The sequence below is a fragment of the Secundilactobacillus paracollinoides genome (assembly GCF_001702155.1).
GTDB lineage: Bacteria > Bacillota > Bacilli > Lactobacillales > Lactobacillaceae > Secundilactobacillus > Secundilactobacillus paracollinoides.
The window spans coordinates 1549594-1576256 of record NZ_CP014912.1 but is presented as its reverse complement, the minus strand read 5'-3'; the positions used below and the strand labels follow the sequence as shown (position 1 = coordinate 1576256).

General features: G+C 43.2%; 27 protein-coding genes, 1 pseudogene and 1 other annotated feature. Of the genes and pseudogenes, 18 read left to right on the top strand and 10 right to left on the bottom strand.

Features of this window, described 5'->3' with window-relative positions:
- Positions 1–41 precede the first annotated feature (41 nt).
- The 13 genes from AYR61_RS06600 to AYR61_RS06540 all read left to right on the top strand — a co-directional run bounded on the left by AYR61_RS06600 (position 42) and on the right by AYR61_RS06540 (position 13104).
- Entirely contained in the window at positions 42–1415 is a 1374-nt protein-coding gene (locus AYR61_RS06600) for an MmgE/PrpD family protein (RefSeq protein ID WP_054711248.1), read from the top strand.
- Positions 1370–1930 carry a GNAT family N-acetyltransferase gene (locus AYR61_RS06595; RefSeq protein ID WP_054711246.1) on the top strand — a complete coding sequence of 187 codons (561 nt, stop codon included), beginning with the start codon at positions 1370–1372 and terminating at the stop codon, positions 1928–1930. The genes AYR61_RS06600 and AYR61_RS06595 overlap by 46 nt, the downstream gene beginning before the upstream one ends.
- 5 nt (positions 1931–1935) lie before the next feature.
- Entirely contained in the window at positions 1936–2679 is a 744-nt protein-coding gene (locus AYR61_RS06590; RefSeq protein WP_065902235.1) for an amino acid ABC transporter permease, read from the top strand.
- The gene (locus AYR61_RS06585) at positions 2612–3373 is read left to right on the top strand and encodes an amino acid ABC transporter ATP-binding protein (protein WP_054711241.1); all 762 of its coding nucleotides are present in this window, start codon (positions 2612–2614) and stop codon (positions 3371–3373) included. Before AYR61_RS06590 ends, AYR61_RS06585 begins: the two co-directional genes overlap by 68 nt.
- A gap of 3 nt (positions 3374–3376) precedes the next feature.
- Entirely contained in the window at positions 3377–4513 is a 1137-nt protein-coding gene (locus AYR61_RS06580) for an amidohydrolase (protein WP_056987541.1), read from the top strand.
- 25 nt (positions 4514–4538) lie between these two features.
- Positions 4539–5642, top strand: a complete 1104-nt coding sequence (locus AYR61_RS06575; RefSeq protein WP_065902233.1) for an iron-containing alcohol dehydrogenase family protein — start codon at positions 4539–4541, stop codon at positions 5640–5642.
- Positions 5602–6777: an aminotransferase class I/II-fold pyridoxal phosphate-dependent enzyme gene (locus AYR61_RS06570; RefSeq protein ID WP_065902232.1), complete on the top strand. Its 1176-nt coding sequence runs from the start codon at positions 5602–5604 to the stop codon at positions 6775–6777. Before AYR61_RS06575 ends, AYR61_RS06570 begins: the two co-directional genes overlap by 41 nt.
- Positions 6778–6785: 8 nt before the next feature.
- On the top strand, positions 6786–8165 hold the full coding sequence (locus AYR61_RS06565) for a class-II fumarase/aspartase family protein (protein WP_065902231.1): 1380 nt from the start codon (positions 6786–6788) through the stop codon (positions 8163–8165).
- Positions 8152–8946 (top strand): transporter substrate-binding domain-containing protein, encoded by a 795-nt coding sequence (locus AYR61_RS06560; RefSeq protein ID WP_082409313.1) that lies wholly within the window; start codon positions 8152–8154, stop codon positions 8944–8946. The genes AYR61_RS06565 and AYR61_RS06560 overlap by 14 nt, the downstream gene beginning before the upstream one ends.
- A gap of 94 nt (positions 8947–9040) precedes the next feature.
- Positions 9041–9835, top strand: a complete 795-nt coding sequence (locus AYR61_RS06555) for a transporter substrate-binding domain-containing protein (RefSeq protein WP_054711230.1) — start codon at positions 9041–9043, stop codon at positions 9833–9835.
- A 33-nt stretch (positions 9836–9868) separates the two neighbouring features.
- On the top strand, positions 9869–10789 hold the full coding sequence (locus AYR61_RS06550; RefSeq protein ID WP_056987539.1) for a glutathione S-transferase C-terminal domain-containing protein: 921 nt from the start codon (positions 9869–9871) through the stop codon (positions 10787–10789).
- Positions 10790–10946: 157 nt separating this feature from the next.
- Positions 10947–11945, top strand: a complete 999-nt coding sequence (locus AYR61_RS06545; protein ID WP_065902228.1) for an NAD(P)-dependent oxidoreductase — start codon at positions 10947–10949, stop codon at positions 11943–11945.
- Between the two features lie 19 nt (positions 11946–11964).
- Entirely contained in the window at positions 11965–13104 is a 1140-nt protein-coding gene (locus tag AYR61_RS06540; RefSeq protein WP_054711228.1) for an amidohydrolase, read from the top strand.
- A gap of 112 nt (positions 13105–13216) precedes the next feature.
- Here AYR61_RS06540 and AYR61_RS15695 read toward each other — a convergent pair.
- From AYR61_RS15695 to ltrA, 8 genes and pseudogenes are all read right to left on the bottom strand, one after another.
- Positions 13217–13447 (bottom strand): annotated as a pseudogene (locus AYR61_RS15695) (DUF1684 domain-containing protein); the annotation flags it as partial.
- A gap of 23 nt (positions 13448–13470) precedes the next feature.
- On the bottom strand, positions 13471–14127 hold the full coding sequence (locus AYR61_RS06535) for a DUF1684 domain-containing protein (protein WP_065902227.1): 657 nt from the start codon (positions 14125–14127) through the stop codon (positions 13471–13473).
- Between the two features lie 11 nt (positions 14128–14138).
- On the bottom strand, positions 14139–14438 hold the full coding sequence (locus tag AYR61_RS15880) for a type 2 periplasmic-binding domain-containing protein (RefSeq protein WP_065912696.1): 300 nt from the start codon (positions 14436–14438) through the stop codon (positions 14139–14141).
- Positions 14439–14461: 23 nt separating this feature from the next.
- Positions 14462–14932 (bottom strand): transporter substrate-binding domain-containing protein, encoded by a 471-nt coding sequence (locus AYR61_RS15875; protein WP_404814638.1) that lies wholly within the window; start codon positions 14930–14932, stop codon positions 14462–14464.
- Between the two features lie 148 nt (positions 14933–15080).
- A complete protein-coding gene (locus tag AYR61_RS06525; protein WP_065902225.1) occupies positions 15081–15644 on the bottom strand; it encodes a GNAT family N-acetyltransferase in 564 nt (187 codons plus the stop codon).
- Positions 15645–15693: 49 nt separating this feature from the next.
- The gene (locus tag AYR61_RS06520) at positions 15694–16605 is read right to left on the bottom strand and encodes a DUF1684 domain-containing protein (protein WP_065902222.1); all 912 of its coding nucleotides are present in this window, start codon (positions 16603–16605) and stop codon (positions 15694–15696) included.
- A 144-nt stretch (positions 16606–16749) separates the two neighbouring features.
- Positions 16750–17835: a glutathione S-transferase C-terminal domain-containing protein gene (locus AYR61_RS06515; protein ID WP_065902220.1), complete on the bottom strand. Its 1086-nt coding sequence runs from the start codon at positions 17833–17835 to the stop codon at positions 16750–16752.
- Positions 17836–18046: 211 nt separating this feature from the next.
- Positions 18047–18276: a binding site (T-box leader), on the bottom strand.
- Between the two features lie 179 nt (positions 18277–18455).
- Positions 18456–19838, bottom strand: a complete 1383-nt coding sequence (gene ltrA / locus AYR61_RS06510; protein ID WP_065902218.1) for a group II intron reverse transcriptase/maturase — start codon at positions 19836–19838, stop codon at positions 18456–18458.
- A gap of 599 nt (positions 19839–20437) precedes the next feature.
- Here ltrA and AYR61_RS06505 point away from each other — a divergent pair.
- Positions 20438–20974, top strand: coding sequence for a phenolic acid decarboxylase (locus AYR61_RS06505; protein ID WP_056987535.1), 537 nt, complete (start codon positions 20438–20440; stop codon positions 20972–20974).
- Positions 20975–21033: 59 nt separating this feature from the next.
- The gene (locus AYR61_RS06500; RefSeq protein ID WP_056987534.1) at positions 21034–21576 is read left to right on the top strand and encodes a PadR family transcriptional regulator; all 543 of its coding nucleotides are present in this window, start codon (positions 21034–21036) and stop codon (positions 21574–21576) included.
- A 92-nt stretch (positions 21577–21668) separates the two neighbouring features.
- On the opposite strand, the gene AYR61_RS06495 is transcribed toward AYR61_RS06500, so the two are convergent.
- Entirely contained in the window at positions 21669–22145 is a 477-nt protein-coding gene (locus tag AYR61_RS06495) for an S-ribosylhomocysteine lyase (RefSeq protein WP_054711214.1), read from the bottom strand.
- 154 nt (positions 22146–22299) lie between these two features.
- Positions 22300–23085, bottom strand: coding sequence for a carbon-nitrogen family hydrolase (locus tag AYR61_RS06490; protein WP_054711212.1), 786 nt, complete (start codon positions 23083–23085; stop codon positions 22300–22302).
- 132 nt (positions 23086–23217) lie between these two features.
- Between AYR61_RS06490 and AYR61_RS06485 the strand changes: the two genes are divergently transcribed.
- The 3 genes from AYR61_RS06485 to AYR61_RS06475 all read left to right on the top strand — a co-directional run bounded on the left by AYR61_RS06485 (position 23218) and on the right by AYR61_RS06475 (position 26506).
- Positions 23218–23862 (top strand): histidine phosphatase family protein, encoded by a 645-nt coding sequence (locus AYR61_RS06485; RefSeq protein ID WP_054711210.1) that lies wholly within the window; start codon positions 23218–23220, stop codon positions 23860–23862.
- Positions 23863–24496: 634 nt separating this feature from the next.
- Positions 24497–24904 (top strand): hypothetical protein, encoded by a 408-nt coding sequence (locus AYR61_RS06480; protein ID WP_054709634.1) that lies wholly within the window; start codon positions 24497–24499, stop codon positions 24902–24904.
- Positions 24905–25303: 399 nt separating this feature from the next.
- A complete protein-coding gene (locus AYR61_RS06475) occupies positions 25304–26506 on the top strand; it encodes an acetate/propionate family kinase (protein ID WP_065902216.1) in 1203 nt (400 codons plus the stop codon).
- The last annotated feature ends 157 nt before the right edge of the window (positions 26507–26663 follow it).

The following is a 26663-nucleotide window of genomic DNA, read 5'->3' as shown; positions in this document are numbered from 1 at the left end:
ACAGGGACGAAAGCATTTTTGCGTTTATAAGGAGGACTAACATGGGTAAAACAAATACTGAAGAAATCATAGAACTACTAAAAACACGAGTGTCGAAGGATCAAAAAAACAAGCTTGAAGTGCTGGCAAAAAAATCATTTTTAGATTATCTCGCCTCTGTAACCCTCGCTGATAAAGAACTTGCCGTTGAGAAATTGAAACAATCTCTTCATTACACTGATCAGTATTTGATTATTGGTCAAAAAGGCAACTTATCAGTAGAACAGGCCGCGTTGCTAAATGGCTTCACCGCACACTACCTTGACTTCGATGACGTTCAAGCAAATTTTCGTGGCCATCCCAGTGTTGTCATCTTTTCGGCCTTGCTTGCAGTCAGTAATCCAACGGATAAATTACGTTCCTTGCTCCAAGCCTTCGTTCAGGGCGTCGAACTTGCGGGTCATATTGGCCGAACGATCCATCCTGGACACGCATTGCAGGGATGGCATTCAACCGGCACTATCGGAACGATAGCTGCAGCTGCGGCAATCGGCGTTTATAAAAAACTACCTGAAGACAAGTTGGCCACACTACTATCGTTTGCAGCGAGTCAAGCTTCAGGAATGATGTTCCAAGAAGGTAGTGACGCTAAACCAATGCAGGCCGGACTAGCGGCGCGTAATGCTGTTGCCGCTTATAAACTCACCGAAAGCGGTCTAACTGCAACTAAAGATCCATTCAATAACCATAACGGTTGGCTTAAAACAATTTCTGGAACTGAGATTACACCATCTACTTGGGGTAATTCTTGGTTATCACCCGCACAAATTGAAAATCCAGGAATCTGGTTCAAACAAAAGCCATTCTGTTCCGCTGCCATCTCAGGCTATGACGCAACACGTCAAGCTTATGAAGCCGGCATCAGGATATCCAATACGACACAGTTTATTTTTCACTACCCGGAAAATGGTGACAGGGCATTAACTAAAAGTCACCCGCTCACCGGTCAAGAAGGTAAGTTCTCGATTGAATATATTGCTTGGTGCGTTTTAGAAAACGGCGATATTTCAACTGAGGACTTAGATAACTTCCGAGTTAGTCCTAAGTTCGAAACTGATTTACCCAAATTCTCTCGACAGCATGACCTGCCAAGCAAGGATAAAAGGGCTCGACCAGTTAGATTAGAGGTCATTCAAGATGATAAAACCGCTAACTTTACGGTCATTAATCCCAAGGGATCGCCACTAAATCCGCTTGACGAAACTGACTTACAGAAAAAGCTTGTCAACGGGCTCGGTGATCTCGCGTCTGATGTCATTCAACTTATCAGTAAATCGAAAACGCAGTTAAAGGAAATTGATTCGCTATTAAATTACAGGAGGTATTTAGATTGCACTTCAAAAAACTCACAGATCTCACTAGCACCACTGAGCTAACACAACTTTTACACAATGCTTACGCTGCGGACGTTAATTTAGGTATTCATTTTGGAGCTTCAACCATTACAGAGCAACAAGTTCGTGATCATATCTTAAATACGCCAACCTTTGTTTTGCAAACCGATGACGGCACCATTGCCGCCACAGCATCCGTACGATTACCCTGGTCTGATAATCCCGGACCGTTTACATTACCGCATATCGGTTGGGTAGCTACAAATCCACTTTACCAACATCAGGGATTTGCAAAACAAATCATTACACAAGTGATTGCTCACTTTGTTAAAGATGAATTGCACGCCCCGGCCGTTAGTTTAGGAACTGCTGTTGAACACCCTTGGTTACAAGATTTTTATCACTCGATTGGCTTTCAAACAATCGATACCGTTCGTAAGTTCAAGGATCATCAAACCGCTTATCTGATTTCAATTTTTGACGATCATCGAACGCACCAAATCGACGATGTCTATCTTAAGAAGATTCTGCCGCAAACGATTTTAAATGAGAGGTGAACATCATGAATTTTGATTGGCATTACTTTTTTAGTCTTTTTACACAATTACCTGCATATATTCCAATTACGATACTGATGGCCGTTCTTTCCATGGCACTCGCAATCTTTATTGGTGGTTTTATAACCTCGTTACAATTGTCACCAGTTGCACCCTTTAGAGGTTTCGCACACCTCTACATCTCACTATTTCGTGGCATGCCGACACTTGTTCAGCTCTTCATCATTTTCTACGGATTACCGCAAATCTTTCCTGCACTACGCGGGTTATCGGCTTTCGTCGCTGTGGTGATTGGGCTGGGGTTCAAACAAGCATCTTACCTCGCCGAAATTTTCAGAGCGGCGGTCAACTCCGTGGATAAGGGACAGATCGAAGCAGGTCAATCATTGAATATCAGTCGATCAAAGCTGTTCTTGAACGTTGTCTTACCACAAGCAACAATCAATGCCCTACCAGCAACCGGGAACACCTTTGTCAGTCTTGTTAAGGAAACTTCGTTGGCATTTACTCTTGGTCTCACTGAATTGTTCGGGGACGGAAAAATGATTGCCGGCGAATCCTTCAAATATTTTGAAACTTACCTTGCAGTTGGGATTATTTACTGGATCTTAATCGTTGTTTACACCTGGCTACAACACTTACTTGAAAACGCTCTGCAGAAACCATATAGGAGGACCGCTAATGTCATTAATCGAAGTAAAGAACCTGTCAGTGAAAATCGGCCAGAAGCAAGTTTTGAAACACATTAATTTATCAGCCGAAGAAGGCTCAGTAACAGCCTTTGTTGGCCCAAGCGGTTCTGGCAAAACAACGCTGTTGCGGACGCTCAATTTGTTGCAACTACCCAGTGAAGGTAGCGTAAAAGTGGGTGATATCACGGCTAATGCTGGTGATCTCAACAAGAAAACGATCCGTGACCTACGTCAAAACTCGGCAATGGTCTTTCAACAGTTTAATCTATTCAAAAATATGACTGTCAAAGATAATGTGGTAAAGCCCCTTATCTTTAACGGTATAGCCAGTAAAAAAGAAGCAGAGGAAACTGCATTAACCGTTTTAGACCAAGTTGGTCTTAGCTCAGTAGCTGAACAATACCCTGTGACTCTGTCAGGTGGTCAACAGCAACGAGTCTCAATTGCTCGTGCAGTTGCCATCCATCCGCGGGTCATCCTACTGGACGAACCAACTTCAGCACTTGATCCTGAACTCGTTGAAAGTGTCCTCCGTACAATTGCCAATCTCGCAAGCAAACATGTGACGATGATTCTGGTGACCCATGAAATGGAATTTGCCCGTCAAATCGCAGATCAAGCTGTTTTCATCGAAAATGGTGAAGTTTTGGATCAAGGCTCAGCTGACGATCTCCTTTCAGGAACACGACCAGGACGAATCAGCTCATTTGTTAACTCACTGTCGCATCCGACGATTAGAAAGGAAGCTTAACTCATGGCAAAAACTGCCACAAGTATTAACCAAACTGTTATTGAAACACGTCATTATCTTCATCAACACCCAGAGGTCTCAGATCATGAATTTGAGACAACAAAGTACATTACAAAAAGACTCGAAATTCTAGGATATCGCATTATTACGCCTAAGGGTCTAAACACCGGTGTCATCGCTGAAATTGGTTCTGGTCATCCAGTGATTGCCCTTCGTTCGGATATCGATGCACTTCCAATACAGGAAACGACTGGGTTATCGTTTGCTTCCGAAAACAAAGGCGTGATGCATGCTTGTGGTCACGATTTTCACATGGCCTCCCTGCTCGGCGCTGCTGAATTACTCGCTGACGAGCAGGATAGTTTAAAAGGCACCATTCGCCTCGTATTTCAACCCGCTGAGGAAACCCATGTTGGTGCACAGGAAGTTGTTCATGCTGGTGGTGTTAATGGCATCGATGCTATTTTCGGATTTCACAACAAGCCCGACTTGAAAGCTGGCGACATTGGCTTGCTACCTGGTGGATTAATGGCTGCAGTTGATCAATTTACAGTCACTTTTACGGGTGTTGGGACCCACGCTGCAATGCCGCAATTTGGTAAAGATCCCATTATTGCGCTCACCAGTACGGTTAACGCACTGCAAACTATTGTTAGCCGTAATGAAGACCCCCAAAAGACTGCTGTAGTTTCAGTCACTCATATCGATGGGGGCAATACTTGGAATGTTTTGCCAGAAAAGGCCTGGTTTGAAGGTACCGTAAGAACGTTTGACCATGATGCCCGTGCAGTTGCAAAGAAACAATTCATTGAAATTGTCAACGGTCAGGCAGCATCATTTGGCGTAACAGCAAACATCGAATGGGTTGAAGGCCCTGACGTAGTCAACAATGACGCCAAACTAACAAAAATCGTTGAAGACGAAACACAGAAACATTTGAACTTAGTACGGCCACAACCTTCGAATGCCGGTGAAGATTTTGCTTTCTTTAGCCAACGCATCCCAAGTGTATTTGCATTTGTTGGCAGTAACGGCAATTCAGACTGGCATCATTCCGATTTAAAGTTGGATGATAACGGTTTAGCTCCGGCTGTCAATTGGTACTACTACGTCGCAAAGCGCCTTTTATCAGAGTTATAAAAACATGCAATCAGGAGGTTTTTCTATGACTTGGCAACCAGTTCGATTAAGTCCCGTGGAGTACGTTAACGAACCCGGGATCCTGAAACAATTAGATGAAATCATTATTGAAAAGCATTACAAAAGCCCAGTAATTTTAACTGATCTAGCAGTTATCGAAGCCGTCTCACCCTATGTACCAGACCATTTCTTTGAAAAACACAAGACGATTATTTTTAACGGCAACTGCACTTACCCTGAAGCTGAACGAGTTGAATCCGAAATCACTCATTCAGATGTGTTGGTCGCGCTTGGAGGCGGCCAATTGCTTGATACCGCAAAAAATGTTGCCGACGTAAAGACAATTGATCTCATTAACATTCCAACCGTGCCTTCTAACTGTGCTTCTATTACGACTAAGAGTATGGTCTATTCTGAAACAAAGCACGAATTAATTGGTCGAGAACGCCATCCACAAGCTGTGACCTTAGTACTGGTCGACCCGACCTTACTGAGACATTCTCCAACTAACTATTTGCTATCAGGTATTGGCGATACTCTCGCCAAATGGTACGAGATTCGTCGACGGTTAAACGTCCCTGAAGCTGCCGGAGCAATTCTCGATATTGCCAGGCGGACAATTGAGGTCTCAAAAGAACGGACACTGGTTATCAAAAACCCCAACGCAATTGATGATGACACTTTTAAGAATCTATTAGACACGATTTTTCTAGTTGCTGCCTCCGTGGATGGTTTTGCTTCAACTCGTGGGCGAAGCGTTGCCGCCCATAGTTTCCATAATGGTTATCTAAAAGTTAATCATCATCCAACCAAGACTCACGGTGAAATCGTAGCACTTGGTGTTTTGGTACAACTTGCAATTGAACAAGAAACTGATGACTTGCAGGAACTCACCAAGTTTTACATAGGTATTGGCTTACCAACAAAACCAAGTGATTTGGGACTCACCGTCAACACAGACGAAATTCATACCATTGCCCGCGATATGGTTGCTAAAGATAACGTCAGAATTCAAACAGTATATGATCACTTAACTGAAGCCGAGGTTGTCGATGCCATCAATTCATTAGAAGGAGGCGTCCACTCCGATGGAATTCAACGCGTCACGTCGTCTGCAGAGCGTGGGTGAAAAATATTTAGCCATTCAACAGGCTAATATCAATCAATTAAAAAAAGCGGGCATTGAAGTGTTGAATCTGGGTCGTGGTAATCCAGATTTACCCACTTTTATGCCCGTCGTCCAAGCAGCAAAAACAGCCCTAGACAACAAAGCCAATCATGGTTACCCGCCATATGGCGGTAAACCGGCTTTAAAGACATCAATTAAACACTTTTACCAACGTGAATATCAGGTTGCTCTTGAAGATGATGAAATTACAGTTTTTAGCGGTTCTGCAGCTGCTTTAACTGCCTTGCCAATGGCCCTTGCTGATCCAGAGGGTGTCGTTCTAACACCAACGCCTGCGTTTTTTGGTTACCACATCGGCATCACAATGAGTGGTGCCGAAGAATGGCAAATGCCTTTGTTGGAAAAGAACAATTATTTACCGGACCTCGAAAATATTCCGCAGACTATTAGAGACCGCTCGCAATTAATGTTTCTCAACTATCCACATAACCCAACTGGAGCTGGCGCCACGCAAGATCTTTTTGACAGAGTAGTTCAATTCGGGCTGGATAATCACATTGCAATTGTTCATGACTTTGCATACGCTGATATTTCTTTCGAACATCAAGCGCCTAGCTTTCTCCAAAGCAAGCGAGCTAAAGAAACCGGTATTGAGATCTATACCCTCTCTAAAACATTTAATATGGCTGGTTGGCGCAGTGCTTTTGCGGTGGGTAACGCCTCAATTATTAAGTTGCTGAAAGCTTACATTCAAAATTCTGTCGGTGGTACTTTTGGCGTTGTTCAAGACGCAAGCGAGTATGCACTTGACACTCAAATCAAGGAACGAAAACAACTTCGTGACACTTATTTGGAACGACGCAATACAGTGATTCAACTATTAGAGGCTCACCATTTCAGCGTTAGCCAATCATCAGGAACTTTTTTCGTTTGGCTGCAACTGCCAGAAACTATCACGGATGATAAACAATTTGCTAAGTCACTTTTAAATAACGCTCACGTTGCCGTTGTCCCAGGTAGTGCATTTGGCGAGGCGGGTCAAGGCTATCTTAGAATTAGTCTCGTTGCTGATAAAGCAACCCTATCTTCAGGTATCAATCAATTAATCACATACTTAAAACAATATAGAGAGTAGGAATTTCATTGACCGACGTATTAGATTCAACATTACTTCAAGGTAACTTCAGTACTCCTGCCGTCCGATCAATCTGGAGTGATGAAAACAAGATTAAGAGTCAAATCAAAGTAGAAGCCTCACTATCCAAAATTGAGGGTCAACTGAATGTTATCCCCCGAACCGCAGCCGATAAAATTGTCTCGATTGCAAAGTTTGAAAATTTCAACATCGACGATTTAGCCAAAGAAACACGCGAAAAGCGCCATTCATTAATTGCACTTGTGCATCGACTTCAAGCCTTGGCTGGTGATGAAGCTGGCGAATACGTTCACTTCGGGGTCACAACCCAGGACATTGTCGATACCGGCACGATTCTTCAAGTTAAACAAGCTTATGCAATCTTACTTAAAGACAGCAAGACACTCATCGACATCTTAAAAGTGCAGACAAATCGTTATCGTAACACAATTGAAATTGGTCGAACACATGGTATTCAGGCTATTCCAACGACCTTTGGGTTTAAATTAGCCGTTTGGTTAGATGAGCTCGTTCGCGACCATCGTCGGTTAGTTGCATTAAACGACCGGCACACTTTCGTCGGGAACATTAACGGTGCCATCGGAACATATGCAGCATTTGGGTCAAAAGGACCAGAAATTGAAAAGAAAGTGCTTGCGGATCTAGACTTAGATGTGCCCACAATTTCTTGGCAATCATCACGTGACCGATTAGCTGAATTTGCGACCGTTATAGGCATCTATTCAGGAACACTCGGAAAAATCGGCCATGAATTATTCAATCTGATGAAAACTGAAGTCGATGAAATTCACGAACCGTTTAAAAAAGGTGAAATTGGCTCTTCAACGATGCCTCAAAAACGAAATCCAGCTTTGATTGAAAGTTTAGCAGCACTTACGCAACCAATTATTAAGGATGCCGACTTGATGTTAGAAACGATGATCATTGACTCCGAACGCGACTCGATGCACTGGCGCAATGAATGGGTTGCATTACCAGAAATCACCAACCACTTAGATACACAGTTAACTTTGACGGCCACGATCATTAAGGATTTCCAAGTTAATACCGACCAAATGTTGCGCAACGTTAACCTCCAAAACGGCCTGCCTTTTGCCGAACACATTATGTTTAATCTGGGCACAGTTATTGGCAAACAATCAGCCCACGAGCTTGTTTACAACAGTGCCATGGAAGCCATTGAACAACACGAAAACTTCTTGGACGTTTTATATAAGCAACCCGACGTGAAACAGAACTTCACGCGCGACCAGTTAACCGACTGGACCGACCCTTCAAAGGACCTAGGCAGTATTTCTGAAAAAATCGATGATGTGTTGGCCGAAGCAAATAACTTATCAAGGATTGTTCAAATTGAAGAAGAATAGATTAATCGGATCAATAGTTGTTTTACTCAGTCTAGTACTGGTATTGGCTGGATGTGCGTCTAATTCTGGGAACAAATCGTCAAGCAATAGCAGTAAAAAAATAGTCACCTTTGCGACGACGGGTGTGAGCTACCCGACTTCTTACAAGTCCAATGGTAAGTTGACAGGGTTTGACGTTGATGTTGCAACGGCCGCCGCAAAGAAAATTGGTTACACCGCCAAATTTAAAACAACTAGTTTTGACGGCCTCTTTGGTCAACTTTCTAGTGGCAAAGTCGATGCTGTCGCCAATATGGTGTCCATTACACCGCAACGTGAAAGACAATATTACTTCAGCAAACCATATGGGTATTTTACTTATGCAATTGCTGTAAGCAAAAAATCAAAACTGACAAACATCAATCAGCTTAGTGGAAAAACGCTTGCCGTTGTTACCGGGTCTAATCAAATTGAAGCAATTAAGGCGCTAAACCCGAAAATTAAATTACGGACGTTTGATGATCGTGATTCGGCCATCAACGCTGTTACAACTGGGCAGGTTGATGGCTATTGTCATTCTAGTGCAATTCTAGCGTCGACCATCAAACAAAAGAATCTCCCGCTTAAGATTCTCAAAGGTCGCTTTGATTCACAAAAAGTTGGCTTTGCTTTTGCTAAAAACGCTGCTGGTAAAAAGCTAGCAAAGAAATTCAATACTGCAATTGATAAATTACAACGTCAGGGAAAGATTGCCAAGATTTCAAAACAATACTTCTCGGGATTGGATGCTTCTCAAAAATAGGGACCCTTTAAGAGATATTGCGGTCTCCAAAAATAGCCTTAGATTTGCCGTCTCACACAACAAAAATACAACTATGATTTAGGGGAGCAATAAAATGAAGAAAAATAAATTAATCGGATCATTAGTACTCGTGTTTAGCTTAGGGTTAATACTAGCTGGCTGTTCATCAAGTTCCAGTTCAAAAAAGGCGTCGAACAACAGTCAAAAAACTGTGACTGTTGCCACAACCGGAGTCAGTTATCCTAGCTCTTACAAATCAAAGGGGAAGTTAACTGGATTCGATGTCGATGTTGCCCGAGCTGCCGCAAAGAAACTTGGTTACAAAGTTAAATTTACAACAACAAGTTTTGACGGTCTCTTTGGACAAGTATCAAGTGGTAAAGCTGATTTAATTGCCAGTACAACAGCGATTACACCAGAACGAGAAAAGCAATTTTACTTTTCAAAACCATACGCCTACTTCAAGTATCAGGTGACTGTTCAGAAGAATTCCAAGCTCACGAACATCAATCAACTTAGTGGCAAAACAATTGCCGAAACAGCTGGTTCAAACCAAATCACTGCCCTCAAGAAATTTAATCCTAAAATCAAAATTAAAACTTACGATGATCGTGATACCGTCTTGAACTCTGTGATTGATGGCAAAACTGATGGTTACTCCAATTCTGGAACCATTATTGCGGCTGTCATCAAGCAAAAGAACTTACCGCTTAAATTATTAAAGGGTTCTTATGCCAACGAAAATATCGCATTTACCTTTGCGAAGGACTCACACGGTAAGGCACTCCAGAAGAAATTCAACAAAGCCGTCGTTGAACTTAGAAAAGATGGCACACTTAGTAAATTATCAAAGAAATACTTCTCTGGTATAGATGCTTCTCACAGCTAATACTATCAATATAAATAAAAGGAAGTAACGTTAATGAGCGAATCTCTCAAAGCTGCTGCCTGTGCTTGGCAACCAGCAGCAAATAAGAAAAATGTCTACAATAAACGCTTTTCAACGGGTGAATTACCTGTTGAACCAAATTGCTACACATTAGTTTGGGGACCCTTCTGTCCCTGGGCGACTCCCGTCTCAATGCTGATTGATCTTCTTGGCCTGGATACTGTGATTGCTAAAAGCCCGGTATTCCCATTACGACATTCTGGTATTGACAACGACTGGTTTTTTGGAGAAAAGGACGCAGATGAAGACCCAATTTTAAAGACAAATCGACTGTCTAATCTTTATCGAAACGCAGATTCTACCTTTAATGATCGGGCAGCGGTGCCAACACTGGTTGATATCAAAACTGGTAAAGCCGTTAATAACGATTCCGGTATCCTTTTGACAGAACTCGCCACAACTTGGACAGCCTATGAAGCAGCAGACGCGCCTGATGTTTTCCCTAAAAACAAACAAACACAAATACTCGAATATTATCAAAAGATTATTGATAACTTATCACATGTCATTAATACAATTGGTGCTGTCAAAAGTCAGGCAGAATATGATAAACTATCAATTCAATTTTTTAATCAACTGTCGGAATTCGATAATCTCTTATCAGATCAAGATTTCTTACTTGGTGATACGGTCACGATTTCTGATTTACTTTTGTTTGCCCGCCTCATCCGCTTCGATCTTGTTTTCTATTTCCAAAATAAATTAAATCAAAACCGACTTGAAGATTTTCCAAATCTCTGGCGATATGCAAAGCAGTGTTACGCCTTACCAGCTTTCAAAAACAACACTAATTTTAAAGCTATCAAACAACACTTCATTCAGGGAAGCGTTGATGTTCATGATTTTGCGCACGTACTGCCTTCAGGTCCCGATACCAGTAAATGGTCAGTATAGTTACCACACCATCTGACCACCCATTCAGAAAACTATAAAACGCCCGGTTTAGCTCACTAAATTTGGACGTTTTTATTTTGTAAAATGGGGCTTTTATATGAAAAATAGATTAAAATATTATTAGATAATATTTTATAATTTGATTGGAGAAATGATGATGACAAAAATTCTGGCCTACCATGTCCGTGACGATGAGCAACCCTTTATTGATGAATGGGTAAGAGAACACCATATCCAAGTTGACAGCGTGACTGAGGAATTACATGACGATACAGTGGCACTAGCCAAGGGGTATGACGGTGTTGATTTTAAGCAACGCAGTTTAATCACTGACAAACCAGACTTATATGAAAAATTACACGCTTACGGCATCTCGCAGCTATCGGCTCGTTCTGCAGGTATTGACACCCTAAACCTAGATTGGGCAAAGGCGAATGGTATTCGTGTCTCTAATGTGCCATCCTACTCACCTCGAGCTGTCGCTGAACTAGTACTGACCCAAGCAATGCAGCTGATTCGTCACATCCCAGAATTCCGGGCCCGTTTTCAAGATAATAACTATGTCGTTGATGGTTTACGGTCTCGTGAATTATCTGAACTAACAATTGGCATTATTGGTGTTGGTCGAATCGGTAGCGCGGTAGCACGTATTTTTCATGCTTTAGGCGCCACTGTTTTGGGGAATGACATCACTGAACCTCGTGAAGATCTAAAGGGTGTCCTAAGATACACCACGAAGGACGAAATTTATCGAATTGCCGATGTTGTGACGGTTCATGTTTATTACAGCGAAAAGAATCATCACCTAGTGGGCAAAGATGAATTTGCTAAACTGAAACCAAGTGCCTTCTTCATCAACGATTCACGCGGTCCTGTCATTGACACTGTTGCTTTTCGTGATGCACTTTTGGACCACCAGTTTGCCGGTGGCGGGTTGGACGTCGTTGAAAACGAAACCCAGGTATTTAATCAAAAGTTTGCTGATGAAACACCTGTGCCGTTGTATAACGAACTAAAGCAAATTCCAAATTTGCTACTAACTCCGCACATTGGCTTCTTCACTGATCATGCCGTTAGAAACATGGTCGTGGAATCTCTTGATGACACCCTTGCTTTCTTAGAGAACCGACCAACAGAACATGAAATTCACTTCTAATTATTTGGAGGCTTAATGCATGACAATGCTATCGAAAGAGGAATTAGAAAAGCGACTTGTTTTCTATCGCCACTACTTTCATGAGCACCCAGAATTGGCAGATCATGAATTTAATACGACAAAAACAATCACCAAGATACTTACCGATTGGGAAATCACTATTTTACCTACCCAATTAGCAACGGGCGTATTTGCAGAAATCGGTCATTCTGACGGTCCTACAATTGCCCTAAGAGCTGACATTGACGCGCTCCCGATTCAAGAAAAGTCTGGTGTGGCCTTCAGTTCTAAAAATGCTGGTGTTATGCACGCATGTGGACACGACACCCACATGGCCTCGCTGCTAGGAGCTGCTTACCTATTGAAGCAACAAGAACGTGATTTAAAAGGACGTGTTAAACTCATATTTCAGTTATCTGAGGAAGATAACGAGGGTGCTTTACAAGTAATCAACGATGGCCAAATTGATGATGTGGATGCAATTTTAGGTTTTCACAATACCCCTAATTATCCCGTTGATCATATTGGTATTCGAGCAGGCATCACCAATGGCGCAATTGATAAATTTAAAGTGACACTTCACGGCGTTGGCACGCATGCCTCCACACCTGACAAGGGTCAAGATCCGATTGTTGCCTTAGGTGCTGAAATAAACGCGCTGCAAAGCATTGCAAGTCGAAACCTAGATGCATTTCAAGCAGGTGTGTTAAGTATTACCCACGTTTCTGCGGGCAACACCTGGAATATTCTACCGGACACAGCTTTCTTTGAAGGCACTGTTCGCACCGCCAGCAAACAACTACGCCAATTGATCAAAACTCGTTTTCTAGACATTGTTAACTACACTGCAAAAGCTTATCAGGTTGCTGCTGATATTGATTGGTATGATGGTGATCCATCCGTTAATAACGATGCTAAGCTTACTGCAATCGTGCGTGATGAATCCAGCAAGTTCGCAACTGTCTATGAACAGGAACAGCGCTTAGGCAGCGATGATTTTTCCTGTTACCAAGAAAGGATACCTGGCGTATACGCCAATATCGGAAACGGTGAAACAATCAGCGCTCATAACCCTTATTTTAAAGCAGATGATGCTTTGATTAGGGTAGGTGTAAAGTACTTTGAACGGAATGCACTGCGATTACTGGATGAATTATGACCTACAAACTGATAATCGTAAAAAACACAAAAAGGACCGGATTTAATTAACCGGTTCTTTTTGTGTTTAACTTTAAAATCACTAATCTATATAATCCTGTTAATTCTTAATCCTAATAAACAGTCGGTGTTTTCTCTCCCGCCGTAACCTCAAATGGCAACGTATTTTGTTCCGGTGGAAATGGACAGGTACAGAAGTAACTCAACGCACATGGATAATTAGCAGCGGTATTAAAGTCAACGTGATCAAATTTTTCTGGATCTGAGATATCTAGCTTTAAGCGTCGCCCGCCACCATATGTGTCATTACCGTTAGTTTTATCTTTAAACAAAATCAGTCCGACATTTTCTCTATGTTGACGATTGTTTAAATAGTGTGTTTCCCCGTCTTAGGGTCTTTTACAGTTAACCCCGAATCATCATTATGTCCTTGAAACACTACGAAATCATACTCATGACCATCGTATTCAAAAATCAAATCGCCTATTTGCGTTTCATTATGCGATAGTTCAGATAGAACCGCTGCTGTTTTAACATCCTTCCATTCAGTCAGCGGTACATATTTTGCCGGGAATACCCAATTTTCATCAGGATCAAAATGCTTTAGGCCGGCAAAATCGTGGCGAAATTTCGAGTTCGGATCTCGTTGCCGCACAGCAAACTTTTTTGTTGATCCTAATCGCTTAATGAGCTGTGCTCTAACGTCTTCAAAGTAAAAATCCTCAACATTAACATCTTCAACGTTTTCTACGACAATAACTTTCGGTTTCGTAAGGACTTCTCCTCGATTTGTTACTTCTTTATCTGCCTCAGGATAATAGGTAACTGTATTATCATCCTGTGCCCAAGAACCAGGAAAACCAGCGAGTTTGATGGTCTTTCCATCTTCCAGCCAATCAATGCTTCTCAAGGATAACCATCCATATGGCGCCTTTAAGGCATCTTCTCGTTTTGAATGCCACTCTTTCCAATGTTGAAGATATTCCTTTTTACTGAGAGTTGTTAACCCCTGATAGTCTGTCATAGCGCCACCTCCTATTTTTCAGTCTTAGTTACATCGTATCCGAAGTACTTTTCTGATAATTTGCTGACGGTCCCATTATTCTTCAATTTAGTAATTTCCTTACTAAATTCCTTGTTTAATTTCTTACCATGCGCATTCTTCAAAAATGGTAAAGCTATTTTAACGGTTGCGGCAGTACCACTAACAACGCGCCATTTGTAACCCTTGGCTTTAATGATAGCATTCAAGTTATTCCGCGTATCAACAGTTCCGTCAACATGACCAGCCAACAGCGCTTCATAAAATTCGTCACGAGCATCAAACGTCTTCAATTTGATTTTGGGATCATATTTCTTCAAATTATCAGTGTTATTAGAGGCTGCGCCTGTGGATACTGTTTCCCATCCAAATCATGAATCGTTTTAAAAGACGAATTTTTGTTAACAGCAATCGCTGTTTCTTCAATATTATAGGGTGTACTAAATGTATATTTTTGTTCCCGTTCAGGCGTAATGGCAACATCATTAGCAACCGTATCAACCTTGCTTTGATCAAGATCCTCAAGAAGACCATCATACTCACCTGTAACCCACTTAGTCTTATACCCTAAGTCTTTTGCAGCTTTGTTAATCAAGTCAACATCGAAGCCAACAAGTTTATTTCCTTTTTTGTACGACGTTGGAAAACTCGTTCCAGTTGTCCCAATCGTAATTGTTTTCTTACTAGAACTGCTACTTGCTGTCGATTTATTCAATTGCGTGAACCCTAGAAAAATTAATCCAATAACGACAACGACCCCAATAATACTAATCCAAATTTTCTTCATAAATGTCTTCCATCCTTTTCAACGTATATTTAAAACCTTAGATTTTCCAGTATTATATTTATCGATGCAGCGATTAGCTGCATCATTATGCTTTCCTCCATGTGGAACCTTCCCAATGGAGGGGCGAAATATTTTCCTAAGAACTCTACTAATATGTGCTTAACCCCTGTTTTGAAAGTGTCTTTTGTAAATAAGCATCATCGATTAGTCTGGTTCGATGTTCATCAAAAATTGAAATGAGATAGGCGGCTCTAGGAGCGTTAGGTTTCTGAGTGATGTCGATCACCTTAAACCCTAGCGATTTATAAAACGATAGCAGCCAGGGATGATCCGCCGCTGTGCCAATTGTGACAGCTGGCGTGTATAGTTCAGGCTTAACATAGTTGGTAACTACCCAGCTTATTATCTGTTTGGAAAACCCTTGTTGCTGATAATCGGGATTGGTTGCAACCCAGCCTAGATGCGGTAGACCAAATGGGCTTGGATTATCCGACCAAGGTAACCGTACCGACGTAGTGGCGACAATTGTTCCGTCATCATCTTCAAGAATGAACGTCGGCGTACTTTCGATATGCTTACGAACGTTTTCTACTGTTACAGATGATGCAGCAAAGTGAATCCCCAACCTGACGTCTGCTGCATACGCCTGATGAAGCAACGATGTTAACTTTTCAGCAACATCTGCATTTTCAATTTTTTTAAATTGCAACATAATTTCCCCTGACAGTTAGTGCGTATCAACTAACCAATAGCACGAATGATTAGTAGATATGAGGCGTTTTTTCACCAGATGTCACAGCAAATGGCAAAATATTTTCTTCAGGGGCAAATGGACATGTGCAAAAATAGCTATATGCACAAGGCAAATTAAAGGCTGTGTTCAAATCCACAGAATTAACCTTGGCCGGATTGGAAATATCAATAGAAAGGACTCGGCCGCCACCATAGGTTTGTTTACCCGTGCTCTGATCCTTAAAGAGAATAAAGCCGATGCCTTCAGTATTTTGTCGATTATTTAAGTAATGTGTTTCACCGGTTTCAGGATCTTTTTTTAGCCAGCCAGAATCATCATTATGGCCTTGAAAAACAACGAATCGATAATCCTTGTCATGATATTTAAAATAAAGATTTCCAATTTGCGTCTCATTGTGTGACAACCCTACGGTAACTGCTTTAGTAGTAATATTTGACCAGTTATCTAACGGTTCATACCGTGCTGGCAAAACCCAGTTCTCGTCTGGATCAAAATGGGGAAAGCCGTTAAAGTTTCTTCTGAACTTGGATTCAGGATCCCGCTGGCGAACAGCGAACTTCTTGGTCGATCCAATGCGTTTGATCAGTTGCGCTCTAACACCTTCATAATAAAAATCTTCAACGTTAACATCTTCAACATTATCAACAACAATGATCTTTGGTTCAGAAATAATCTTGTCGCGGTTCGTCACCGTTTTTCCTACTTCTGGATAGTAGGTTACAGCATTGCCATTCTGTCCCCAAAGGCCGGGAAATCCATCGATAGCAATTCTTTTGCCATCTTCGAGCCAGTCAATGCTTCTAAGTGATAGCCAACCATATGGTGTCTTAACCGCGTCTTCACGCTTTTTATGCCAGTCTTCCCATTGCTGTTCATAGTCCTGTTTATTCAATTTAGTTAAACGCTGTAAATTTGACATTCAAACACCCTCCATAATATGTGTCAGTTTATTTGTTTGAAAGATGGCTTTTAACACCTATTTTTCAAGCCATAACTTACCCTAGTTATATTATTTGAATTCATCGTTACCGAATATCTGTACCTAACACGTCAGCTCTTAAGATTATGCTTCAAAACGATTTCGATCATTGGGGGCAGTCCAAATACTTAAATCAGGACCATTAGGAATGATTCTAGGCAAATCAAACTGCGGCGTGTGATCAACTTGATAGAAGCGCTTTTTAATCGCATCAAAATCCGTGTTGTTTTTAAATGCTGGTAATGAATAAAGGTCCTTCGTATAGTTCCACAAATTTGGATAATCAACTAACCGTTTCTTGTTTACGTAATACTTTTGATAGAAAACAACGTCGAATCGAGCTAACGTCACGTAGAGTCTGATATCTGTATCCGTAATTGTTGAACCAAACAAATACCGCTGCTTTGAAAGTCTCTCCTCTAACCAATCAAGTCGGTTAAAAACACGATTATAGTATTTTTCATAATCAACTTGTGAACGTGCAAGTCCCGCTTCATTGACAGCTGTATTAACGTCGGTGTAAATAATCTTGTTTAAAGCGTCAATATCTTCTCTTAATTCTTCTGGATAAAGATCCGGTACATCCTCATCCTGATACCTCTGCCATGCAATACTGAATTCATCAATTAACGTGTTGTAGTTGTTATTGACAACCTTTCCAGTTTTAACATCAACCAATGCTGGAACAGTTGTTCTTAACGTGTAATTGGGATCTGCTTTGAGGTAACTTTCCGATAAGGACTTAGTATGCAGTACAGGATCTTCATCATCATCGTCTAGAGTAAAGAACCAATCGCCAACAACTCCGGCAGGCCGTAATGGATCAACAACGCCTTTGGAGATCACATTATCTAAACCCAATAGGTCGATTGCAATTGCTAATCGGTTAGCCCAAGGACAATGTCTCGACCAAATTAAGCGATATCGATTAGCCTCCACCGGTAAAGTGCCATCTGTAAATAACTGATTGAATTGCGGTTCTTGATAGGGCTGAAATTTCTTTCGGTCATTGAAATTAGATTTTGTTTCACCACTCACATAATCCTTACTTTTTTGACCTGCACGAGGATTAGCCACCTTACTGCGCGAAAAATCGATTGGACATGCGGATAATTTTTCATTAACGTCAATCTTACTTAACTCTTCTTGTAATGCTGCTTCTTTTGCCATATCAATATCCTCCAAACCTTTACTAATTTTAATTAGTTATCATTTGCTATTTTCAGTATCCATTCACTGTTTCTCACAAGCAGTAACTGATCAGATTACTGTCTTAAAATTAATACTTTTCCTGTACAAAAAAGCCCCCACAGTCATTAATGAACTGCAGAGGCTTTTTAGGTGATTGTCCACGGAAATCTCCACTCGTCATTAATGACCAGTAAGGGACGAATTTAACCGTGGTACCACCCTCTTTCACATCTTAAGATGTCTCAACGATACTTTAAAATAAATATCTGGGAAAATAACGGTTCCTACCGAGTACCCAGCGGACACCGGATACTTCTATTCAAAGCTCATCTTCACTATCTTAATTGAAACCTGATTTCACCAACACAGGCTCTCTTTTCTTCAATCAGCAATAGCTACTCTTCTTATCAAAAGATGTTTTTTATTAAAATTTAATTAGTAAATTTATAAATTCATACTAGTACTTCTCATTTCTTTGTCAATAGTTTTTTAAACATTAATTTGATTAAGCGCGAATCGAGTAGGAGGTAATTGATTAATTCAATTACCGACCTCTCACACCACCGTACGTACGGTTCCGTATACGGCGGTTCAATAATTTAAGCACTTTGTATTGACTGGAGTGTCTTGCTCATATTGATGAGTCCAAGGCGTTCCAGTCTTTTGTTTGTCAGAGTATAGGTCAATGTCTTGCTATGCGCAGTTCGCCAATAACCCTTACGGGTATTGGCCATTGTATAAGCACTGGTGCCAGAAAGCCCCAGTTTTACAAGATGATTGACCTTTGTTTTGAGCTTCTTCCACTGTTTCCAAATATACTGGCGAATCCTTGCTCGCAACCATTCGTCTAAGTGACGGATAAAATTGGTCATTTTCCCGACCGAATAGTACTGTAACCACCCACGCATCTTTTGATGAATCTCGTTAAACACCAGGTTTAACGAAACGCCCCGATTGCGCTTGGTCATTTTCCTGAGTGCAGACTTGATGCGTTGCTTGGCCTGCCAAGCAGGTCGCGCATACGCACCTCCTCGACCAACCCCCAAGGAAAATCCCAGGAACTTGGCCCGCAGAGGCGAACTTACTGATGTCTTGTCCTCATTGACGGTGACCTTTAGGTCGCCTTCAAGAAAGCGAGTAACATTATTCAGAACCCGTTCTCCAGCACGTTTGCTTCGGACATAAATATTACAATCGTCCGCATAGCGGACAAACTTATGACCTCTGGAAGTTAACAGCTTATCCAGTTCGTTGAGATAAATGTTAGCCAAAAGTGGCGATAAGGGGCCACCTTGAGGGGTGCCTTTATCACTTCGTTCAAATAGACCACCATTCATGACACCGCTGGTTAGGAAGCGACGAATGAGATGCAGTATCCATGGATCCGTAATATACTGCTCAATAAATTTAATAAGCAGATCGTGGTTGACCGTATCGAAGTATGCTTTTAAATCGAGATCCACGACATAGTGATAGCCCTGATTGTAGAACTGAACCACTCTATCAATGGCATCTTTAGCACTTCGATTCGGTCGGAACCCAAAACTATTATCTGAGAAGACACGCTCAAATGTTGGCACCATGACTTGCGCCATGGCTTGTTGAACAAGTCGGTCAATCACAGTTGGTATTCCGAGCTTGCGTTTACCACCATTAGGTTTTGGAATTTCAACCCGCTTAACGGGACGAGGCCGATAGGTCTCGTTTTGTAAAGCTTGCAGTAATTCCTGTTTATGTTTCCTCAAGTAGGGCAACAGTTCGTCAACGGTCATTCCGTCTAGTCCTGCTGCACCTTTGTTTCTGCAGACGCGAAGATAAGCCTCGTTCAGGTTATTTCGGTCTAAGACTAACTCTTGAAACTTAGTGCCGTTCATCATCGTATTTTCACCAGAGTCAGTGCTACGCACCCCGACTTGTTCTTGGGCTTCCAGTCCTACTGTCCGCCGGCGGTCAGCTTTTTCTGTATTCTGCGGTTGTTGCACTGTCTCCACCTCCAATATCAATGATGACCTATTATTGTTCAGCCCTTCGTGGCAGATACCACTACTATGGCCTCGGCTGACTCCTGTATCGTTCTGCACCACATCACTGCGATGTTTGTTCCTGTGGCGCTTAGCGCGCCTCTTGTCGGGAACGTACGATACAGGCCTCCCCGGGTAAGAACGCCCACTTTCGTACCATGTCATTGCCAGCTTTACTGCGATGGCCTCGAGTAGTATTGGACTTTGGTTTGTTTGGCAACCTCGTCCGACCAACACAGCCTTATAGCTGATTCTTGTACATCAATGCGGTACTTTGTCGCCGACTTCCTTCAGATTCCACCTCACGATGGACACCCTTGTCATTGACTTGCGGTTCCGACTACTACGGCCCGCAACGGACTTTCACCGTCTAGTTGGCGCCCATGCCGGGCGCACCAAAATACTGATATAACGGGATTAACGAATCGTTATTTCACTGAAAACAAATTTTGAAATAATTAGATTAAATTCCACTCTTGACTACATGTCGTTATCGTCATATACTAATAAGTGTCGATAACGACACATACATTAAAGCTCAAAAAAGGAAGCAAAAAAACATGACAAAAACATTCAAAACACTAGAAGATTTCCTAGGCACGCACTTCATCTACACCTACGATAACGGCTGGGAATACGAATGGTACGCAAAGAATGACCACACGGTAGATTATCGAATTCATGGTGGCATGGTTGCCGGCCGCTGGGTCAAGGACCAGGAAGCCAACATTGTGATGCTGACTGAAGGCATCTACAAAGTTGCTTGGACAGAGCCAACTAGGACCGACGTTGCCCTCGATTTCGTCCCAAACGAAAAGAAACTGAACGGCACCATCTTCTTCCCAAAGTGGGTTCAAGAACACCCAGAGATCACCGTCACGTTCCAGAATGACCACATTGACCTCATGGAAGAATCACGTGAAAAGTACGCAACCTATCCAAAGCTGGTCGTGCCTGAATTTGCCACCATTACCTACATGGGCGATGCAGGTCAAAACAACGACGATGTGATTGCTGAAGCACCCTATGACGGGATTACCGACGACATCCGTGAAGGACGTTACTTCGACGCCAACTACAAGCGGCTCAATAAGTAGCTTCAAAGACCTACGAAAAAATGGCATAATAAACGTAACGAGAAATTGGAGCGATTACGATGCCAAAAAAACGAACACTACCCTATGTCCTGCTGGGACTTATTAACGATAAGCAACACCTCTCTGGTTATCAGATGGTACAAGAATTCAAGCACGAGATCAGTGACTTCTGGACGGCTTCTCATTCCCAGATCTACCCTGAATTACAGCGCATGACAGACGACGGCTGGATTACAACGGTCACGCCAGACACGCAACCTGACGCCAACCGCAATCAGACCTACTATGCGCTGACTTCAACCGGTCACGACGTCCTGTTAGACTGGCTGCGTGAGCCGCTGACGCAAAAAGATACCGACCTGTTTGCGCTCAAACTCTTCTTCATCAAAACCAGCGATTCTCCCCTCCTCAAGCCACTATTAGCGCAACAACTCACGCTCAGTCAAAACCGCGTAACCTACCTCAAGAGCCGAAAGGAAACTGTGTTCCAGTCTCAAACGGACATTGATTCGCACTATGGCCATTTTCTGACACTTTCCCGCGGGATCGAACGTGAATCCAACTACGTGTTGTGGCTGCAGCACCTCCTTGAAACGCTTTAATATCAGGCACAACAGCAAAAAGAACCTGCCATCACCCACATGGGCGATGACAGGTTATTTCGTGTCACAAGAGTTGTTCGTATGTGTCTATATTAGTCCACCACGTTGCGGACAAATGGATCGTCACTGATGCCTTGGCTAACGATCAGTTTTGACCATTCCTTAGCTGAGAACAATGAGTGATCCTTGTAGTTCCCGCATGATTCGATCGTGGTGCCTGGGACGTCTTCCCACTTGATGTCGTTGGCAATTTGTTCCAATGAACTCTTCAATGCCTTAGCGACTTCGGTGGTTGAGGGCGTGCCCCAGGTAATCAAATGGAACCCGGTCCGGCAGCCAAACGGTGAGCAGTCAATGACCCCGTCCATCCGGTCCCGTAACAGGCCGGCAAGCAAATGTTCAATGGTGTGCAATCCCGCCGTTGGAATGGCGTTTTGGTTAGGTTGCACTAACCGCAGATCAAAGTTTGAGATCTCATCGCCGCTAGGACCCTTTTCCACCTTAATCAAACGAACATAGGGTGCCTTAACCTTGGTATGATCTAATTCAAAACTTTCTACTTTTGCCATGTAGCAGATTCCTCCTCATTCAATGTCACAACGCAATAAGCTGTTATCAATACAGTCTATTATATCACGAGACGTCCCATTTCGTTATGGTTGACCCTTAAGGCTGACTTTAGGTCTCGTCGCTAAACTAAACCGTAACATTCCAGTACTAGCACTACTCGTACAAATCAGGTCGCCGGTCCGCAAAAACGGGCATACTGCCGCGAACCTTGTCCGTTTGCCCCGTTTCAATCGTGATCGTGGCCAGCTGCTCACGGTCATTTAGCCGCAGCACTTCCTTGCCTAACGGATCGTAAACGACCGAACTGCCGCCAAATCGATTGTCTGGGTCACTGCCCACACGGTTCACGCCGATGACAAATGACTGGTTTTCGATTGCGCGTGCCGCCAACAGTTTGCGCCACTGTTCCAGTCGCGGTGTTGGCCACTCAGCCGGCACAAAAATAATGCGACTATCCGTTAAACTCTGCGTCCGCAACCATTCTGGAAACCGGATGTCGTAACAAATGACACTGGTTGCCGCGATCCCTTTAATTTCAAAGCGGTCCTTATGGTCGCCCGCTGCTAAATACTCATCTTCAGCCATCAACCCAAACAAGTGCACCTTATCATAGTCCGCGATTTGGTGCCCTTCTTGGTCAAAAATGTATGTGGAATTATAAAATTTTCCATCACGTTTGGTGGAAACCGACCCACCATGAATCATTATGTTATACTTACGTGCTAAAGCAGCTAAGACATGTTTTGTTTGATCTCCGTTTGGATCAGCAATGTCATTCAATCGAATCAAGTCGTAGCCGGTATTCCACATTTCAGGAAAAACGACCATGTCGGCTTCCTGGTCGGCTGCTTGTTTCACAAACTGTTCAATTTTCGCAAAATTCTTTGCTGGTTGCCCAAAAGCAATATCAATCTGAGCTAATGAAAATGTTAGTTTCAAACAAACACCTCCTCCATTATTATGACCAGTATAGGACTTTCACCCGTTTTTTTACAGACAAAGGTTTGATTTTGAGACCGATTTCATTCAAACTATAGGTAACCTTAACCTATTAAGAAAAGAGGCATTTAAATGGATAACACATTTACCGTTTACTTAGTGCGTCACGGCAGTACGCTGCTGAATAGTTACAACCGGATGCAGGGCTGGATCGACTCCGACCTCACTGAAGAGGGCATTCAGCAAGCCCAGCAGGCCGCTGACAAACTCAACGACATCGCTTTTGACCGAGCCTTTTCATCCGACCTGGGTCGAGCCGTTAACACACGAAATTTAATCACGAATCAACTACAATCCACGCTTAAAGAGGCCGCCAACTTGCCCGAATTTCGAGAGGTCAACTTCGGTTTCTTTGAAGGCTTGAACTCCGACGACATCTGGGCTGGCATTGCCGCACCTTACGGCAAGTCCTCACAAAAGGACCTCATGGACATCGGCGGTCAAGAAGAAGTCCGCAAGGCAATGAACGAGGCTGACCCCTCACACGTGGCGGAAACCTATGACCAAGTCATCGACCGCTTGAAGGCAGGCTTCCAACAACTCCGCGACCACTGCGAACCAGGCGAGAATGTCCTGGTAGTGTCGCACGGCACCTTGATCCGCACAATGGCTGATTATCTGGGCGTGGACACAACGGATAATTACCCGATCAATGGTGGGGTCAGTCAGCTGACCATTGATGAGGAGCAGGTGGTGTTTGAGAGTTATAATGAGTAGAGTGTGAAGCAAGGCGGTTTGAGGGCGGAGCGTAAGCAACTCTGGTCAGAAAAGTCCGGGTCTGACTTTTTTGACCAGAGTTGCTTACGCAGTAGCCCTCAGCCTTGCTGAACACGTTTCCGCTATGTGGCGGAGACCCACGTCGCCAAGGCCCACTCTGAAGCATTCAAACCACTCTATAAAAACAGTATGTAGAAAAATTAAAACTACCATCAAATCTACCACTTAACATTGCGTTCTTAATGTTAGGTGGTAGATTTTTCTATTCCAGTTTTTTTCGCTGTACTTGCAATACAAATGTTTTCTAGGTCACCACGCCCAAACGCGTTTCGGAAAACAGAAAGCTGCACGTAAGCCAACTCTGGCAAAAATGCCAGGTTCGGGCATTTCTTGTGGTTCTCTGTCCTCGAGTCGAAACGCGTTTCGGAAAACAGAAAGCTGCATGTAAGCCAACTCTGACTAAAATGCCAGGCTCGGCATTTTAGTCAGAGTTGGCTTACACTCCGCTTCCTCCCGTTTTCCTTCACGCTCTGTAATCTTTCGTAACTTTTCTTCACAAAACTGTAACTTCACCGTTACTGCCCATTAATCCCGTTCGTATATCCTAATCACTAATCATTACGAGGAGGATTTTATGACAAAGAAAGCGAAAATCATTGGGATCATTATGAGCGTTCTGACCGCCGCCTGTCTCTGGACCGTTGGCCAAGCTCATGCCGTCTTTGCGGCTGTTCGCCTGACATCTGCCATTCAGAAAGGCACCACGTCACAGTCGACGCGTCGGGTAACCGTCCGACCCACGACCAAACTTCACGTGGTCCTAACTGCCTATGACAATAATCAGGTGACCAGCACCAAGACGTTTACCTATAAGATTTTTCGCTATGGCAAATTATATAAAACCTATCACGTAAAAAACGGTCACGTCGCCACTGCCGTTAAAGTGAAACCTGGAAAATACTCCGTTCGGGCCTATGATGGTAACAATACCGTCACGTTTACCGGTGGTATCTCGTCCTCAAACGAACCACATTTTATTTAAATAGCTAACAGCCAGTTGTCTTTTAGGCAATTGGCTTTTTATTTTCATAAGCGCATCTTCAGTTTATGTCTGTCTTCCTAGTCTGCCACGTCTAATCGCGCTTCGGAAAGCGAACGATACGTGTAAGCCATCTCTAACGAAAATGCCAAGTGTGGGCCTTTCTGCGTGGTTCCCTGCCCTCAAGCCGAAACGCGTTTCGGAAAACAGAAAGCTGCATGTAAGCCCATCCGGCCATAAAGGCCAAGTTCAGGCCTTTATGGCCGGATGGGCTTACACTTCGCTTCCTCCCGTTTTCCTTCACGCTCTAAAAAGTTTAAAACTTTCGATGAAAAATATTGAAAACGGTTACATTCTTCGTTAGACTTGAACCATACGACAAAATTAAGGTGGGAGTTAACCATGACAAAAACATTAGCAATCAACGCAGGAAGTTCAACATTAAAGTGGAAGCTGTTTTCAATGCCCGACGAGACCGTTATCGCATCCGGCCTTGTGGACCGCTTGAATCTGCCAGGCTCCATTTTCACTGTTAAACGTCCTGGTGCTGAAAAATACAAGAAGGTCGAAGACAACATCACCTATCGTCTGGCCGCCGCCATGGTGCTGTCTCACTTGAAAGACTCTGGCATCGTGAAGCATTTACACGAGATCACAGGTATCGGCCACCGGGTCGTTGCCGGCGGTGAGATCTTCTCCGATTCAGCGGTGATCACTGACGAATCACTCCAACAAATCAAGGATCTATCCGAATACGCCCCGCTACACAACCCCATTCAGGCGCAATACATTGAAATTTTCCAAACGTTACTGCCTGATGCGCATCAGGTCGCCGTTTTTGATACCTCACTGTACACCGATATGCCAAAGGTCAACTACATGTACCCAATTCCATATCAATATTACAAAGACTTCGGTGCCCGCAAATATGGCGCCCACGGTACTAGCCACCGCTACGTTGCCGAACGAACGGCTGAAATTTTAGGCAAACCATTGGCAGATCTCAAGTTGATCACTCTGCACCTTGGTTCCGGCTCATCCGTCACCGCCTTTGACCACGGCAAAGTCATTGACACCTCAATGGGCTTCACGCCGCTAGCTGGGGTCATGATGGGCACACGGTCAGGCGATATTGATGCATCGCTCGTCACCTTCTTAACTGAGAAATTAGGCATCAGTATCGGCGACATGACAGATATCCTGAACAAGAAATCTGGTTTACTGGATGTTTCCGAACTCTCGCCTGACCAACGTGATTTGGAGGACGCTGAGGACAAGAACCCGAAGGCCAAATTAGCACTCGACATGTTTGCTAACCGGGTCATCCGTTACGTCGGCAGCTATGTCGCAGAATTAAACGGGCTGGATGCCCTCGTCTTCACCGCCGGATCTGGTGAAAACGGGATCGGCATGCGCGAACGCATTGCGGATCAACTTGGCGTCTTCGGGGTCAATATCGACCACGAAAAGAATCAAGTGCGCGGCAGAGAAACGATTATTAGTCCTGACGATGCCAAGGTGAAGGTCCTGGTTGTGCCAACTAATGAAGAGCTGGAAATCGTCCGGGACGTTGCCCGATTGACCACCCCACACAGTAAGTATTAATCACCATCACCGTTTAAACGCACAAGAGACCAAAAACTCATTTTGGTCTCTTTTTGTTGCATTATTTTACTTATCTGAAAAAACACCAATAAAAATCTTAAGGATGACCCCCTTTCCTTGAAAAATACCCCAAAGATTGGCATACTGAAGTATTAGA

Excerpts from the sequence above, each read along its gene's own strand:
- AYR61_RS06600 (WP_054711248.1), top strand. The coding sequence starts at position 42 with ATGGGTAAAACAAATACTGAAGAAATCATAGAACTACTAAAAACACGA.
- AYR61_RS06590 (WP_065902235.1), top strand. The coding sequence starts at position 1,936 with ATGAATTTTGATTGGCATTACTTTTTTAGTCTTTTTACACAATTACCT.
- AYR61_RS06585 (WP_054711241.1), top strand. The coding sequence starts at position 2,612 with ATGTCATTAATCGAAGTAAAGAACCTGTCAGTGAAAATCGGCCAGAAG.
- AYR61_RS06580 (WP_056987541.1), top strand. The coding sequence starts at position 3,377 with ATGGCAAAAACTGCCACAAGTATTAACCAAACTGTTATTGAAACACGT.
- AYR61_RS06575 (WP_065902233.1), top strand. The coding sequence starts at position 4,539 with ATGACTTGGCAACCAGTTCGATTAAGTCCCGTGGAGTACGTTAACGAA.
- AYR61_RS06570 (WP_065902232.1), top strand. The coding sequence starts at position 5,602 with ATGGAATTCAACGCGTCACGTCGTCTGCAGAGCGTGGGTGAAAAATAT.
- AYR61_RS06555 (WP_054711230.1), top strand. The coding sequence starts at position 9,041 with ATGAAGAAAAATAAATTAATCGGATCATTAGTACTCGTGTTTAGCTTA.
- AYR61_RS06550 (WP_056987539.1), top strand. The coding sequence starts at position 9,869 with ATGAGCGAATCTCTCAAAGCTGCTGCCTGTGCTTGGCAACCAGCAGCA.
- AYR61_RS06545 (WP_065902228.1), top strand. The coding sequence starts at position 10,947 with ATGACAAAAATTCTGGCCTACCATGTCCGTGACGATGAGCAACCCTTT.
- AYR61_RS06540 (WP_054711228.1), top strand. The coding sequence starts at position 11,965 with ATGACAATGCTATCGAAAGAGGAATTAGAAAAGCGACTTGTTTTCTAT.
- AYR61_RS06535 (WP_065902227.1), bottom strand. The coding sequence starts at position 14,127 with ATGACAGACTATCAGGGGTTAACAACTCTCAGTAAAAAGGAATATCTT.
- AYR61_RS15875 (WP_404814638.1), bottom strand. The coding sequence starts at position 14,932 with ATGAAGAAAATTTGGATTAGTATTATTGGGGTCGTTGTCGTTATTGGA.
- AYR61_RS06525 (WP_065902225.1), bottom strand. The coding sequence starts at position 15,644 with ATGTTGCAATTTAAAAAAATTGAAAATGCAGATGTTGCTGAAAAGTTA.
- AYR61_RS06520 (WP_065902222.1), bottom strand. The coding sequence starts at position 16,605 with ATGTCAAATTTACAGCGTTTAACTAAATTGAATAAACAGGACTATGAA.
- AYR61_RS06515 (WP_065902220.1), bottom strand. The coding sequence starts at position 17,835 with ATGGCAAAAGAAGCAGCATTACAAGAAGAGTTAAGTAAGATTGACGTT.
- AYR61_RS06505 (WP_056987535.1), top strand. The coding sequence starts at position 20,438 with ATGACAAAAACATTCAAAACACTAGAAGATTTCCTAGGCACGCACTTC.
- AYR61_RS06500 (WP_056987534.1), top strand. The coding sequence starts at position 21,034 with ATGCCAAAAAAACGAACACTACCCTATGTCCTGCTGGGACTTATTAAC.
- AYR61_RS06495 (WP_054711214.1), bottom strand. The coding sequence starts at position 22,145 with ATGGCAAAAGTAGAAAGTTTTGAATTAGATCATACCAAGGTTAAGGCA.
- AYR61_RS06485 (WP_054711210.1), top strand. The coding sequence starts at position 23,218 with ATGGATAACACATTTACCGTTTACTTAGTGCGTCACGGCAGTACGCTG.
- AYR61_RS06480 (WP_054709634.1), top strand. The coding sequence starts at position 24,497 with ATGACAAAGAAAGCGAAAATCATTGGGATCATTATGAGCGTTCTGACC.
- AYR61_RS06475 (WP_065902216.1), top strand. The coding sequence starts at position 25,304 with ATGACAAAAACATTAGCAATCAACGCAGGAAGTTCAACATTAAAGTGG.